Raw genomic sequence first — 13,881 nt, 5'->3', positions numbered from 1 at the left:
TGAGGGATGAAGTTACCTGGCTCCGGGTTACCGGCGTCGGAGGACAGACGGCTCAGGCGCCGTCTCAAGAAGGTCCGCCACACCTGCGAGGCCCTGCTCTCCGAGTGGGGCATGGAGCACGGCTGCGGCATCGACGAACTCCACGCATATCTCAGCGAGCAGCGCGGGCGGCCCATCCATTTGATTCCGACGGCCTTCCCCGAGCGGCATCTCTTCGGCATATGGCTGAAAACCGATGACTTCGACATCATCGCCTTCGAGAAGGCCGCTTCGGCGTCGCACAAGGAACACATCATCGCCCACGAGCTCGCCCACATAGCCTTCGACCACGACGGCTCCGTACAGCTGGACCAGCCCGGTGCCGGACCCTCCCCGGCGGCCGGTCAGGGCGATCCCGGCGAGCTGTTCTCGGACGTCGACCCCGAGGCGGTGCGCGGCGTCCTCATGCGCTCCCGCTACAGCGACGACGAGGAGCAGGAGGCCGAGACCATGGCCTCGCTGATCCTGGCCCGCGCCACCAAGCGCTGGACCGAGCGCGCCTGGGGCGTGCCCGACGAGGCCGCCGAGATCGTGGCCCGCATCGAGAGCGGGCTCGGCCGCCCCGACCAGGGGCCCGCGTGATCTACACCGTCCTCGCGTGGGTCTGCGCCTTCGTGGGCCTCGCGGCCTTCGCGTACCGCCTTCCCGACCTGCTGCGCCGCAGGAACGACATCGCCCTGTGGGCGCTGTGCACCTACTTCCTCTGCTCCGGGATCAGCTTCCTGGTCGACCTGGACCAGCTCCGGCTGCACATCTCCGCCTTCTTCGGCCTGCCGAACATCACCTCGCTGATCACCCAGGCCGCCGTGGTCGTGCTGACCGCCGCCCAGCAGGTCGTCCTCGTCTGCTGGTCCTCGCCGCCCGCCGAGGCCCGGCGCACGGCGCGCCGCCGCGTCCTGTTCTTCGCCGCGGCCCTCGCCGTCCTGGTCGTCGCGTCCTTCGCCGTCGGCCCCGTGGCGCACTCGGAGACGGCCACCTCCACGATCCTGCTCAGCATCAAGCACGGCAGCTACGCCCTCTACATGTCCTTCTACCTGCTGATCTGCGCCGTCGGCCAGTTCGAGACGGTCCGCCTGTCGCTGCGCTTCACCACGATGGCCAACCGGCAGTGGCTCAAGGTCGGCATGCGCACCGTCACCGTCGGCGCCGGCATGATCCTCGTCTACTGCGTCACCCGGGGCATCCAGATCGCCGGGACGCGCCTGGACTACGACGCGGCCGCGCTCGACCCGATCCAGTGGACCTGCGGCAGCGTCGGCGCCCTCCTCCAGATCGCCGGCTGGACCATCCCCTCCTGGGGGATCCGCATCACCCGGGCCCGCGGCTGGGCCCGCAGCTACCGCTCCTACCGCCGCCTGCGGCCCCTGTGGTGGGCCCTGTACGAGGCCTCCCCGGACATCGCCCTGGACCCGCCCCGCTCCTGGCTGCGCGACCTGGTGCCGCCCCGGGACCCGCACTACCGCCTCTACCGGCGCGTCATCGAGATACGCGACGGCCAGCTGATCCTGCGCACCTCCCTCTCCCTGGAGGACTTCGTCCGGGTCGCCCGCTCCCTGGAGCTCCCGGAGGACCCCACCTCGCCGCTGGGCGAGGCGCTCCAGGTGCGCGCCGTGCTCAGCCGCCCGCCCCACGAGCGGGCCGAACGGGCCGAGGCCTGCGACATCCCCGCGCGGCCCCCCTACGAGGACTTCCGCGACGAGGTGGACTGGCTGAGCAAGGTGGCCTCCTCCTTCGACGACCTCGGCCGGCGCCGCGCCCGCGCCCTCGACGCCGGCCTGCTGTCATGACGGCGGCCGCCCCGCCCGGCGGAGCCGAGGAGCACGAGGCGGCGCTCCGGCTCGCCGTGCGCACCACCGGCCGCCTGCTGGCCCTGGACGCCCGGCAGGGTGCGACGGCCGCCGTGCCCGCCGTACGCGAGGCCGTGCGCCGGATCCCGGAGCTGTCGGCCGACCCCCGGGCCCTCGGCGGGTACGGCCCGGACCGGCTCGCGGCCCTCGCCGAGCTGACCGAGGTCATCGGCTGGATCCTCTTCGACGCCGGCCGCTACCGGGCCGCCGGCCGGATGAACTCGAGGGCGCTGGCCCTGGCGGACCTCTGCGGAGACCGCTGGACGGCCCGGCTGGTCCTGCTGAACCACAGCATGCTCACCACCCACACCGGGCGGCCCCGCGCCGCCCTGGCGGCCGCCGCCCGGGCGGACGGGCCCCGGCCGCTGCCGGCCCGCGTCGCCGGCCTCGTCCTGATCCGGCGGGCCCACGCGACGGCCCTGCTCGGAGCCCGTACGGAGCCCCTGGAGCTGATCTCCCGGGCCCGCGGCCGCTTCCTCGACGGGGTCTCCCGCCGGGACCCGCACTGGGCCTGGTGGCTCGACGAGGCCGAACTGCTGGGCCACGAGGGCTGGGTCCAGGCCCGGCTGCGCCGCTGGGACCGGGCCATCCCGCTGCTGCACCGGGCGGCCACCGCCCCGGGCCCCTCCTACCGGCACCTGTTCACCGCGGAGCTGCTCTCGGCCCTGGCCGGGGCCGGGGCCTGGCGCGAGGCGGAGGAGCTGATCGCGCGGGTCGCCCCGGGAGCCGCCGCGATCGGCTCGGTGCGCACCACCGAGACCCTCCGCCGGACGGCGGCGGCCCTGCACCGGGCCCCGGCAGCCCCGGCAGCGCTGCGGGACGCGGCGGCCTTCCTGCGGGAATCGCTGCCCGCCTGACCCACGAGCCCCGCCGGGACGTCACGAGACGCCCCCGCGGTACACCCCCAGACCTCCCGGACCGCACCGGGGCCGCCCCGGCGCGTCCCGCGCACCCGCCGGTCCGCGGACCGCGCACGACACACGGACTGATTGGACGACTGCATGCGCAGCATAAGGATCTCCGCACCCGCCGCCGGCCTGCTGGCGGCGGCGGCGCTCCTCCTCACCTTCGGCGGGCCGGCCCCGCAGTCCTCCCTGGGGGCCGGCACCGTCTCGGCGGCGTCGGCCGAGGCGGACACCGCCCAGACGGGCAGCCCGTACATCTCGACCCACCTCTACTTCGGCACCGGCCGGCACGACGGGCACCCGCCGATCACGGACGAGGAGTTCGACAAGTTCATCGCCGACGTGGTCACCCCGCGCTTCCCCGCCGGGCTGACCCTCCAGGAGGGCCGCGGCCAGTGGCGCGACAAGGACGGCGACATCAACCGCGAGAGATCGTACGAGCTGACCGTCATGTACCCGGTGCGCGAGGCCCGCGCCCGGAACGCGGACATCGAGTACATCCGCCGCCTCTACTGCACGATGTGGGAGCTCGAATCGGTCGGCCGGGAGGACGTCCGCTCCCAGGTCGACTTCTGACCGGCGGGCCCCGGTCCGGCGAGCCCGGACCGGGGCCCCTCCGTCGGCGCCGGGCCCGTGCGGAGCGCCCCGCGCCGGGGGCTCGGATAGGGTGAATCGGTACGAATTGGGCCCCCTCGGGGTGAGGTCGGTGCATTGGACACGTACCAGTCGACGAGCAAGGTGCCCGACCCGCCGGCGGCGGCGGTCGGGTACGCGGGCGTACTGCGCGAACTGCTCCCGATCGCCCTGTGGCGGGAGGACGCGGACGGCCGCGTCGTGGAGTGGTCCCTGGCCGCCCAGGACCTGCTGGGCCACCGCCCCGAGGACGTCCTCGGCCGCCCCGGCACCGCCGTGCTCGTCCCCGAGGCCAACCGCGAGCTCGCCGACGACCTGACCCGCCGGGTCCAGGCCGGCGAGACCGTCGTCGGCACCCTGCCCGTGCGCCACCGCGACGGACACCGGGTGGCCATGGAGATGTGGATCGTCCCCGCCGCCGACCCCCAGGGCCGCACCGGCGCCATGCTCATCGCCGTCGAGACCTCCGAGGTCCTGCGCATGCGGGACTCCCTCGCCGCCCTCCAGAGCCTCTTCACCCAGTCCCCGATCGGCCTGGCCACCCTCGGCCCCGACCTGCGCTTCCTGCGCGTCAACGACGCCCTCGCCCGGATGAACGGCGTCCCCGCCGCCCAGCACCTCGGCCGGCGCCTCAGCGAGGTCGTCCCCGGCGTCAACGCCACCGCCCTGGAGGACACGATGCGCCAGGTGCTCGAACGCGGCACCGCCGTCGTCGACGTCCGCCGCACCGGCCGCACCCCCGCCGACCCCGGCCACGACCGCACCTGGTCCTGCTCCTACGCCCCCCTGCTCGACGGCAGCGGCCGTCCCCTCGGCCTGATCGCCTCCCTCATCGACATCACCGAGGGCCAGCGGGCCCTCCTGGAGGCCGAACGGGCCCGGTCCCGCTTCGCCCTGCTCGCCGAGGCCGGCACCCGCATCGGGACCACCCTCGACCTGGGCCGCACCGCCCAGGAGATCGCCGACCTCCTCGTCCCGCAGCTCGCGGACTCCGCCGACGTACAGCTCCTCGAAACCGTCCTGGACCCCGACGAGAGCGCCGTCGCCGCCGCCTCCGCCCACGGGGTGCTGCGCAGGCTCGCCGCCACCTTCCCCGACCCCGCCGCCCCCACCTCCCGCCTCGCACCCGGCCAGACCTTCCAGATCCCCGCCGGGACCGTCTACGAGCGCGTCATCGCCGAGGGCGTGCCCATGAACCTGTACGCCTCCGACATCCCCGCACTGATCACCGACCCCCGCGCGGACGCCCTGCGCGACTACCTCGCCACCCTCGGATCGGCCCGCATGGTGCCCCTGGTCGCCCGCGGCAAGGTCCTCGGAGCCGTCGCCGTGACCCGGCTGAGCTCCCGCGAGCCCTTCGACGCGCAGGACTGCGTCCTCATCGACGAACTGGTCGCCCGGGCCGCCCTGAACATCGACAACGCCCGCATGTACACCAGCCAGCGCCAGGCCGCCCTCACCCTCCAGCGCAGCCTCACCAACAGCGCCCTGCCCGAGGTGCCCGGCCTGGAACTCACCGGCCGCTACCTGCCCGCCAGCGAGCACGACGTCGGCGGCGACTGGTTCGACGTCATCCAGTTGCCCCGCGGCCGCACCGGCCTCGTCATCGGCGACGTCATGGGCCACGGCATCCACGCGGCCGCCGTCATGGGCCAGCTCCGCACGGCCGTGCGCACCCTCGCCCGCCACGACGTACCGCCCGCGCGGATGCTCCGCTCCCTGGACGCGGTCGTGGCCGACCTCGGCGAGGACGAGATGGCGACCTGCGTCTACGCCGTCCACGACCCGGCGACGGGCGGCTGCGTCGTCGCCCGCGCCGGGCACCCGCCGCCCGCCGTGGCCACCCCCGGCGGACGGGTCGCCTTCCTCCAGGGGCCGCCCGGCCCCCCGCTGGGCACCGGCGGGCGGGATTTCCGCACCGAGGAGGTCCCGCTGCCGCCCGGGACCCTGCTCGCCCTGTACACCGACGGGCTGATCGAGTGCCGCCACCGGGACCTCGACGAGGGCATGGACCGCCTCGCCCGGACCCTGCGCCGGGCGGACCGGCCGCTGGAGGAGCTGTGCGACGACGTCCTGGCCCGGCTGCTGCCCGAGGCTCCGCAGGACGACGTGGCCGTCCTGCTGGCCCGCACCTCCCGCACCCCGTGACGAGTCGGGCGGTCCTCACCAGCCCAGGTCCTCCAGGGCGTCCAGGTCCATCTCCAGCGGCACCAGGGCCTCACCGCCCGACGACGACAGCTCCGCCCAGATGACCTTGCCGCGCTCCGTGTAACGGGTGCCCCACCGCTCGGCGTACTGGGCCACCAGGAACAGGCCCCGGCCCCCTTCGTCCGTCGTCGCCGCGTACCGCAGGTGCGGGGAGGTGCTGCTGCCGTCGGCGACCTCGCAGATCAGCGACCGGTCGCGGAGCAGCCGGACCCGGATCGGCTCGTTCCCGTACCGGATGGCGTTGGTGATCAGCTCGCTGAGGATCAGCTCCGCCGTGAACGAAGCCTCCTCCAGCCCCCAGTCCCGCAGCTGCGCGGCGGCCTCCCGCCGCACCCGGGAGACGGCCGCCGGATCGTCGGGCACCTCCCACTCCGCGATCCGGTCCGGCTCCAGCCGCCGGGTGTCCGCCACCAGCAGCGCGATGTCGTCGCTCGGCACCGGGACCAGCATCGCCGACAGCACGTCCGCGCAGGCCTGCTCGGGGCTGCGGCCCGGCCGCGACAGCGTCTCGCTCAGCAGCGCTAGCCCGCTGTCGAAGTCCCGGTGGCGGTCCTCCAGCAGCCCGTCAGTGAACAGCACCAGCCGGCTCCCCTCGGGCAGCTCCAGCCGTGCCGTCTCGAAGGGCATGCCGCCGACCCCGAGCGGCAGCCCGGTGGGCAGCTCGGGGAACTCCACCCGCCCGTCCGGGTGCACCAGGGCGGGCCCGGGGTGCCCGGCGCTGGCCATCGTGCAGTGCCCGGACACCGGGTCGTAGACGGCGTACAGGCAGGTGGCGCCGGTGATCCCGGCCGGCGGCTCCTCCGCGTCCCCGGCCAGGCCCGGGCCCTCGGCGCCCGCGCCGGACTCCCCGTCCTCCAGCTGGTCGATCCGGTCGGTCAGCTCGTCCAGGTGGCCCAGCAGCTCGTCCGGCGGCATGTCCAGGGTGGAGAAGTTGTGCACCGCCGTCCGCAGCCGGCCCATCGTCGCCGCCGCGTGCACCCCGTGCCCGACCACGTCGCCCACCACCAGCGCCACCCGGGTCCCCGGCAGCGGGATCACGTCGAACCAGTCCCCGCCCACCCCCGCCGTCGCCGGCAGGTAGCGGAACGCCGCGTCCACCGCGCTCAGCCGGGGCAGCACCCGGGGCAGCAGGCTCCGCTGAAGGGCCACGGCGGTCGCGTGCTCGCGGGTGAACCGGCGGGCGTTGTCGATGGACACCGCCGCCCGCGTCCCCAGCTCCTCCGCGAAGGACAGGTCCTCCTCGTCGAAGGCCTCCGGGGTGTCGGCCGCCCGCCAGAAGTTGGCCATGCCCAGCACCACGCCCCGGGCCTGGAGCGGTACGGAGATCAGCGAGTGGAAGCCGTAGTCCAGGGCCTGCTTCGTCCCCGCCTCGTCCTGCGCCCGCCAGCCCATCGCCGCGTGCAGGTCGGCGGCCAGCACCGCGTGCCCGGCGGCCAGGGCCGTGGCCATCGGAGCCGTCGGCACGTCGAAGCGGATCACGTCCCCGACCGGCTGGAGCGGCTGGTCGGAGCGGGTCCCGCTCATCGCCGCCCGGCGCATCCGGGTGTGCGCCCCCGCCGCCGACGAGGGCTCGTCCCCGCGCAGCACCGGCTCCAGCAGCTCGACCGTGACGAAGTCCGCGAAGCGCGGCACCGCCACCTCCGACAGCTCCTCCGCCGTCCGCACCACGTCCAGGGTGGTGCCGATCCGCACGCCCGCCTCGTAGAGCATCTGGAGCCGCTCCCGGGCCACCTCGGCGCGCCCGGACAGCGCCGCCAGCTCGGTCGTGTCGCGCAGGGTGGTGACACTGCCCGAGGGCCGCCCGGCGAACGGCTCCGTGGGCCGTACGTTGACGGCGAGGAGCCGGTCGCCCGCCAGGTGGACCTCGTCCGTCGCCACCCGCCCCGACAGCAGCAGTTCGGTGGTGCGCGGGTCCAGGCCGAGGTCGCCGACGTACCGCTGTTCGGCGTCGGCGGGCAGGTCGAGCAGCCGCCGGGCCTCGTCGTTGGCGAGCAGCAGCCGGTGGTCGGCCCCGACGATCAGCACGCCCTCGCGCACGGCGTGCAGCACCGCCTCGTGGTGCTCGTTCATCCGGGCCATCTCCACGGCGCCCAGGCCCCGGGTCTGGCGCCGCAGCCTGCGGCTGACCAGGGCGGCGCCGCCGGTGCCCAGCAGCAGGGCGCCGGCCGCCGCGCCGAGCAGCAGCGGCAGCTGGCCCTCCACGGCGTCGCCCACGTTCTCCACCTCGATGCCGGTGGCGACCAGCCCCACGACGTCGCCCCGCCCGTTCCGTACGGGGACCACGGCGCGGACTGCGTCACTGGGATCCCCCCGGAACACCTCGGTGAAGGACGCGCCCGCCACCGCCCGGGAGAGATCCCCGGTGGCGCGCCGGCCGATCAGCTCGGGTCTGGAGTCGGTGAAGCGGACCCCGTCGGTGGTCATGACGGCGACGAAGTCCACCCCCGCGCCGCGGCGGGCGCCCTCGGCCAGCGGCTGGAGCGCGGCCGTCGGGTCGGCCGACGCCAGGGCCGCGGGCAGGCCGGGGGCGTGCGCGAAGGCCTCGGCGGCGGCCAGCGAGCGGTCCCGGGCGCCGCGCTCGCTGTCGTAACGGGCCTGGAACACCAGGGCCAGCGCGGCCGCGGCGATCAGCACCAGCACGATGACGGCGGTGACGGAGAAGACCTGTCCGGCGATGCTGTGCCGGGCCGCCCACAGGCGTGCGGGCAGGCTCGCGGGCCGCGTCTCCCTGTGCCGACCCGAACGTCCGGTCATGAGCCATTTCTAACACTGTCGCCGCCCGCGGGAGCGGTGGCCGCGGCCGCCCGGTACGCGCGCGGGCTCAGCCCGAAGGAGGCACCGAAGTGCTGGCGGAAGGTGACCTCGCTGGCGAACCCCGCGCGCCGGGCCACCTCGGGCACCGGATGGTCGGTCCGCTCCAGGAGCTTGCGGGCCTCGTCCAGACGGCGGCTCAGCAGCCATCTGTGCGGCGTGGTGCCGGTGGCCGCCGTGAAGTGCCGGGCGAAGGACCGCGGGGACATGCCCGCCCAGCGGGCCAGGGTCGCCACGTCCAGCGGCTCGTGCAGCCTGCGCAGCGCCTGCTGCCGTACGGCGGCCAGCGCCTCGGCCGTGCGGTCCGCCGCCGGGGTGGGCCGGTCCAGGTACTGGGCGTGGTCCCCGGTGCGGAAGGGGCCGGTGACCATCGAGCGGGCGATGGCGGCGGCGGCCTCCGCGCCGTGGGCCTCGCGGACCAGGTGCAGGCACAGGTCGATCCCGGAGGCCACCCCGGCCGAGGTCCACAGCCCGTCGTCCTCCACGAAGAGCGGGGCCTCCTCGACCAGCACCGCCGGGTAGCGGGCCGCCAGCTGCGGGGCCAGCCACCAGTGCGTCACCGCCCGGCGGCCGTCCAGCAGCCCCGCCTCGGCGAGGACGAACGCCCCGGCGCAGAGCGCGGCCACCGGAACCCCGCGGGCGTGCGCCGCGCGCAGGGCGGCGAGGACGGGCTCGGGCGTCGGGTCGGCGGGTTCGGCCAGTGCCGGTACGACGATCAGGTCGGCCTGCCCCAGCCAGTCCAGGCCCCGGTCGGGCATCAGGGTCAGCCCGCCCGGCAGGGAGATCGGCCCGTCGTCCAGGGCGCAGCGGCGCAGCTCGAAGACGGGGACTCCGGTGCGGCTGCGGTCGGGGCCCCAGACCTCGGTGATGACGGCGAGGTCGAAGCCGCGGATCCCGGGCTGGGCGACGATGGCGACGCGCTGCATGGGGCCACTGTGCCAGAGCCCGGGCGGGCGGTACTGCCAGACTGGCAGGATCTCATCGGTTCGCAGACCCGGGACCCCTGGGGCGGCTGCGGCCGACGGGACACGATGGAGCCATGACAGAGAACGCGATCGAGATCGCCGCCGACAGCGCCCTGCTCGTGATCGACGTCCAGAAGGGCTTCGACGACGCCTCCTTCTGGGGGAAGCGCGACAACCCGGACGCCGAGGCGAACATCGCCGCCCTCATGGACGCCTGGCAGGAGACCGGCCGCCCGGTGGTCCTGGTGCGGCACGCCTCGCTGCGGCCCGGCTCGGTACTGGCCCCGGACCACCCCGGACACGCCTTCAAGGACCTCGTCGAGGACCGCCGGGGCCAGGAGGCGCTGCTGGTCACCAAGACCGTCAACTCGTCCTTCTACGGCACCCCGGACCTGGACGCCTGGCTCAGGGCGAGCGGCATCGGCCAGCTGGTCGTGACCGGGATCCAGACCAACATGTGCGTCGAGACCACCGCCCGGATGGCGGGCAACCTCGGCTACGAGGTACTGGTCCCGCTGGACGCCACCCACACCTTCGACCTCGCCGGCCCGGACGGCCTGTCCCTGACCGCCGCCGAACTGGCCGCGGCCACCGCGGTCAACCTCCACGGCGGCGGCTTCGCCCGCGTGCTGACCACGGCCGAGGTGCTCGACGCCGCCGGGGCGGCGCACGCCGCGTAGCCGGTGCGGGTGCGTGCGGGAGCGGGGCGACCACCGCTGCGCGGAGCGGTCCCCTACCCGCCCTTCGCCCGTTCCCCGGGGGCTCTGCCCCCAGACCCCCGCGCCTCAGACGTCGGCGGGGCTGTTCATAGCCCGCCGGCCCCGCCGCGGCTCCGCCCCGGGGACGGGCGAGGCCCGTCACCCCGCAGGGGGTGACGGGCCTCGGGGCCACGGCCGGCCCGGGTCAGAGGACCTCGGCGGCGATGTTCTCCGCTACGCGCTCCAGCAGGGGACCGGCGTTCGGGATGGACTTCGCCGGGTCCGGCTCCAGGTCCGTCAGCGGGTACGCCTTGCGGATGCCCGCCGCCTCCAGGGCCTCCTGCCCCAGCAGCAGCCGCCCGCACACCGCCACCACCGGCTTGCCCGCCGCCCGCGCCGCGGCCGCGACACCGGCCGGGGCCTTGCCGTGCAGGGTCTGCTCGTCCAGGGAGCCCTCACCCGTGATGACCAGCGTGGCCCGCTCCAGCGCCGGGGCGAAGCCCAGGACGTCGAGCATCAGCTCGATGCCGGGGCGGAAGCTGGCGCCCAGCAGCAGCGCGCCGTAGCCGATGCCGCCCGCACCGCCCGCGCCCGGGGAGGCGGCGAGCTCGGCCGCCTTCGCGCCGATCGACTTCTCCAGCACCACCGCGAAGTGCGCCAGCGCCGCGTCGAGCGCCGCCACGTCCTGCGGCGAGGCGCCCTTCTGCGGGCCGTACACCGCCGCGCAACCCTTCGGGCCGGTCAGCGGGTTGTCCACGTCGCTGGCGAGGACGAACTCCACCTCCGCGAAGCGGGGGTCGACCCCGGACAGGTCCGCCGACGCCAGCTGCGCCAGCGCGCCGCCGCCCGGACCGACCGGTTCGCCGTTCGCGTCCAGGAACACCGCGCCCAGCGCGGCCAGCATGCCCGCGCCGCCGTCGGTGGTCGCGCTGCCGCCCACACCGAAGACGATCGAGCGCGCGCCCGCGTCCAGCGCGGCCTTCAGCACCTCGCCGGAGCCGTACGTGGTCGCCGTCAGCGGGGCGAAGGTGCCCGCCGGCAGCAGCTGGAGCCCGGAGGCCTCCGCCATCTCGACCACGGCGGTGCCGTCGCGCAGGGCGAAAGCTGCCGTGACCTGGTCGCCGAGGGGGCCGGTGACCCGTACCTCCCGGCGTTCGAAACCGGCCGCCACGGCGGCCGCGACCGTGCCGTCGCCGCCGTCCGCGACGGGGAGGGTCTCGACCTCCACGTCCGGTACGGCCCTGCGAAGGCCGGCCGTCACCCGCTCGGCGACCTGAACGGCCGTGAGCGAACCCTTGAATTTGTCCGCGGCGATGAGCACGCGCGCGGCCTCAGTTACTGCTCCGTCCGTCACCTTGCTATCCCTTGCTATCGAACAGTGCAGTCGCGCCACCATGAGCTTATCCGGAGGATCCTCCTATGCCCACGAGTGGCCTGGGCCACATGCGGCGCGCCATGCGCGTAAATAGGGATATATCCCCGCATAGTGTGGCCCCATGAGCGCGGAATCACTGGAACAAGCACGTCCGGACCCCCCCGGAACGGGGTCCGGGGGTCCGGCGGACGACTCACCCGACCTCGGGGTCGTCACCGTCGGGGTGCTCGCCGTGCTCGCCGTCGTCGGCTGGGCCGCCCTCGGCAAGGACTCCTTCGACACCGCCTCCTCCACCGCCCTGGCCTGGGTGCTGGCCAACTTCGCCTGGCTCTTCGTGATCGCCGCCGACGTCTTCCTCGTCCTGTGCGTCGTCCTCGCGATCAGCCGCTTCGGCCGGATCCGGCTCGGCGCCGACGACTCCGAGCCCGAGTTCGGCAACCTCGCGTGGATCGCGATGATGTTCAGCGCCGGCATGGGCATCGGCCTGATGTTCTACGGGGTCGGCGAGCCGCTCACCCACTACCTGCACCCGCCCCCCGCCAGCGGCGCCGCCCCCGGCACCGGGGCCGCCGCCCGCGCCGCCCTGGACTACTCGTTCTTCCACTGGACCCTCACCCCCTGGGCCATCTACGGCATCGCCGGCCTCGCCCTGGCCTACGCGACCTTCCGCAAGGGCCGCGGCAACCGCCTCAGCTCCGCCTTCGTCCCGCTCATGGGCGAGGCGCGGGCGGCCGGCCGGCCCGGCAAGGCCATCGACCTGCTCGCCGTCTTCGCCACCGTCTTCGGCACCGCCACCAGCCTCGGCCTCGGCGCCCTCCAGGTCGCCAAGGGCCTGAACATCACCACCGGCATCGAGGACTCCACCGGCGTCGAGCTGGTCATCATCGCCTCGCTCTCCGCCGCCTTCGTACTGTCCGCCTTCTCCGGACTGCACAAGGGCGTCAAATGGCTCAGCACCGTCAACATCGTGCTCGCCGCCGCCCTGATGCTCTTCGTCTTCGTCCTCGGCCCGACCGTCTACATCCTCGACGTCATCCCGGCCGGCGTCGGCAGCTACCTGCACGAACTGCTGCCCATGGCCTCCCGCACCGGCGCCTTCACCGACAGCGCCTGGCTCGGCGCGTGGACCATCTTCTACTGGGCCTGGTGGCTGTCCTGGGCCCCCTTCGTCGGCACCTTCATCGCCCGCATCTCCCGCGGCCGCACCATCCGCGAGTTCCTCATCGGCGTCCTGCTCGTCCCCAGCGGGGCCACCGTCGTCTGGTTCTGCGTCATGGGCGGCACCGCCATCCGCCTCGACTCCACCGGCGCCGCCGACCTCGCCTCCAAGGTCAAGGAAGGTGCCGAGGCCTCCCTCTTCGCCATGCTCGACGCGCTCCCGCTCGGCACCCTCACCTCCTGGGTCGCCATGGCCCTGGTCATGACGTACTTCGTCACCAGCGCCGACTCCGCGTCCCTGGTCATGGGCTCCCTCACCAGCCGCGGCTCCCTGCACCCTCCCACCTGGCTCGTCGTCACCTGGGGCGTCCTGATGGCCGCCGTGGCCGCCGTCCTGCTCGTCGCGGGCGGCCTGAAGTCCCTGCAGACCGCGACCATCCTGGTCGCCCTGCCCTTCGTGATCGTCATGCTGCTGCTGTGCTGGGCGCTCCTGAAGGAACTCCGCGAGGACCCCGGCGCGGGACCCGCCCGCCACCCCGCCCTCCACGGGCTGCGGGACGCCGTCAAGGCCATGGTCGGCGACGCCATCACCGAGCAGGGCCAGACCCGCCACCCCCGGCTGCGCCGCGTCGCCGAATCCCGGGGACGCGACCGCGAGGACGGCGACGGCACCTGAACGGGTTCCGCGCGGGCCCGCCCTGCCCGGCGGCCCGTACCGCCGGTTAGGGTGGCCGCGTGACCACCACGGATGACTTCGCCACCTACATCGCGAGCCTGCCCCGGGTGCTGGCCGGAGCCGCCGCCCTCTTCCGCGACGAACGGGGCCGGGTCCTGCTCGTCGAGCCCAACTACCGCGAGGGCTGGGCCCTGCCGGGCGGAACGGTCGAATCGGACAGCGGCGAGTCACCCCGTACGGCCGCCCGGCGCGAGAGCGCCGAGGAGATCGGCATCGACGTCCCCCTCGGCCGGCTCCTCGCCGTCGACTGGAGCGTCGGCGCCGGCCGCCCGCCGCTCGTCGCCTACCTCTACGACGGCGGCGTCCTCGACGCCGTACAGCTCGACTCCATCAGACTCCAGGAGGAGGAACTGCTCTCCTGGAAGCTCGTCGAACCCGACGAACTCACCGGCCACCTCCTCGGATCGCTCGGCCTGCGCACCCGGGAGGCGTACCGCGCCCTGGAGACGGGCGAGGGCACCGTGGAACTGGAGAACGGCCGCCGGCCGGTCAACCCCTGAACCACC

At 74.6% G+C, this 13,881-nt stretch carries 10 protein-coding genes and 1 pseudogene; 8 read left to right on the top strand and 3 right to left on the bottom strand.

Annotated features, from left to right (window positions below; genetic code table 11):
- Positions 1–6: 6 nt before the first annotated feature.
- The 5 genes and pseudogenes from ABD973_RS05200 to ABD973_RS05180 all read left to right on the top strand — a co-directional run bounded on the left by ABD973_RS05200 (position 7) and on the right by ABD973_RS05180 (position 5,572).
- A complete protein-coding gene (locus ABD973_RS05200) occupies positions 7–621 on the top strand; it encodes a hypothetical protein (RefSeq protein ID WP_125823085.1) in 615 nt (204 codons plus the stop codon).
- Positions 618–1,826, top strand: coding sequence for an MAB_1171c family putative transporter (locus ABD973_RS05195; RefSeq protein WP_125603272.1), 1,209 nt, complete (start codon positions 618–620; stop codon positions 1,824–1,826). Before ABD973_RS05200 ends, ABD973_RS05195 begins: the two co-directional genes overlap by 4 nt.
- Positions 1,709–2,743, top strand: a pseudogene (locus ABD973_RS05190) (NsdA family TPR-like regulatory protein); the annotation flags it as partial. The gene ABD973_RS05195 and the pseudogene ABD973_RS05190, both read left to right, overlap by 118 nt.
- Positions 2,744–2,887: 144 nt before the next feature.
- Positions 2,888–3,367 (top strand): DUF3574 domain-containing protein, encoded by a 480-nt coding sequence (locus ABD973_RS05185; protein WP_345498806.1) that lies wholly within the window; start codon positions 2,888–2,890, stop codon positions 3,365–3,367.
- Between the two features lie 135 nt (positions 3,368–3,502).
- Positions 3,503–5,572, top strand: a complete 2,070-nt coding sequence (locus tag ABD973_RS05180) for a SpoIIE family protein phosphatase (protein WP_345498803.1) — start codon at positions 3,503–3,505, stop codon at positions 5,570–5,572.
- Positions 5,573–5,587: 15 nt separating this feature from the next.
- Here ABD973_RS05180 and ABD973_RS05175 read toward each other — a convergent pair whose 3' ends face one another.
- Positions 5,588–8,386 (bottom strand): SpoIIE family protein phosphatase, encoded by a 2,799-nt coding sequence (locus ABD973_RS05175; RefSeq protein ID WP_125823087.1) that lies wholly within the window; start codon positions 8,384–8,386, stop codon positions 5,588–5,590.
- On the bottom strand, positions 8,383–9,369 hold the full coding sequence (locus tag ABD973_RS05170; RefSeq protein WP_345498800.1) for a GlxA family transcriptional regulator: 987 nt from the start codon (positions 9,367–9,369) through the stop codon (positions 8,383–8,385). The genes ABD973_RS05175 and ABD973_RS05170 overlap by 4 nt, the downstream gene beginning before the upstream one ends.
- Positions 9,370–9,482: 113 nt before the next feature.
- Here ABD973_RS05170 and ABD973_RS05165 point away from each other — a divergent pair, with 113 nt between their 5' ends.
- Positions 9,483–10,088 carry a cysteine hydrolase family protein gene (locus ABD973_RS05165; RefSeq protein WP_345498799.1) on the top strand — a complete coding sequence of 202 codons (606 nt, stop codon included), beginning with the start codon at positions 9,483–9,485 and terminating at the stop codon, positions 10,086–10,088.
- Between the two features lie 223 nt (positions 10,089–10,311).
- On the opposite strand, the gene ABD973_RS05160 is transcribed toward ABD973_RS05165, so the two are convergent.
- On the bottom strand, positions 10,312–11,460 hold the full coding sequence (locus tag ABD973_RS05160; RefSeq protein WP_125823089.1) for a glycerate kinase: 1,149 nt from the start codon (positions 11,458–11,460) through the stop codon (positions 10,312–10,314).
- A gap of 142 nt (positions 11,461–11,602) precedes the next feature.
- Here ABD973_RS05160 and ABD973_RS05155 point away from each other — a divergent pair, with 142 nt between their 5' ends.
- Positions 11,603–13,315: a BCCT family transporter gene (locus ABD973_RS05155; RefSeq protein WP_345498798.1), complete on the top strand. Its 1,713-nt coding sequence runs from the start codon at positions 11,603–11,605 to the stop codon at positions 13,313–13,315.
- A 59-nt stretch (positions 13,316–13,374) separates the two neighbouring features.
- On the top strand, positions 13,375–13,875 hold the full coding sequence (locus ABD973_RS05150) for an NUDIX domain-containing protein (RefSeq protein WP_125823091.1): 501 nt from the start codon (positions 13,375–13,377) through the stop codon (positions 13,873–13,875).
- Positions 13,876–13,881 lie beyond the last annotated feature (6 nt).

Source organism: Streptomyces racemochromogenes, from assembly GCF_039535215.1.
In the GTDB taxonomy this organism is placed as follows: Bacteria; Actinomycetota; Actinomycetes; order Streptomycetales; family Streptomycetaceae; genus Streptomyces; species Streptomyces racemochromogenes.
Note: the sequence above shows the minus strand (reverse complement) of the source record. Positions and strands in the feature narration are given on the sequence as shown.

Excerpts from the sequence above, each read along its gene's own strand:
- ABD973_RS05200 (WP_125823085.1), top strand. The coding sequence starts at position 7 with ATGAAGTTACCTGGCTCCGGGTTACCGGCGTCGGAGGACAGACGGCTC.
- ABD973_RS05185 (WP_345498806.1), top strand. The coding sequence starts at position 2,888 with ATGCGCAGCATAAGGATCTCCGCACCCGCCGCCGGCCTGCTGGCGGCG.
- ABD973_RS05175 (WP_125823087.1), bottom strand. The coding sequence starts at position 8,386 with ATGACCGGACGTTCGGGTCGGCACAGGGAGACGCGGCCCGCGAGCCTG.
- ABD973_RS05170 (WP_345498800.1), bottom strand. The coding sequence starts at position 9,369 with ATGCAGCGCGTCGCCATCGTCGCCCAGCCCGGGATCCGCGGCTTCGAC.
- ABD973_RS05165 (WP_345498799.1), top strand. The coding sequence starts at position 9,483 with ATGACAGAGAACGCGATCGAGATCGCCGCCGACAGCGCCCTGCTCGTG.
- ABD973_RS05155 (WP_345498798.1), top strand. The coding sequence starts at position 11,603 with ATGAGCGCGGAATCACTGGAACAAGCACGTCCGGACCCCCCCGGAACG.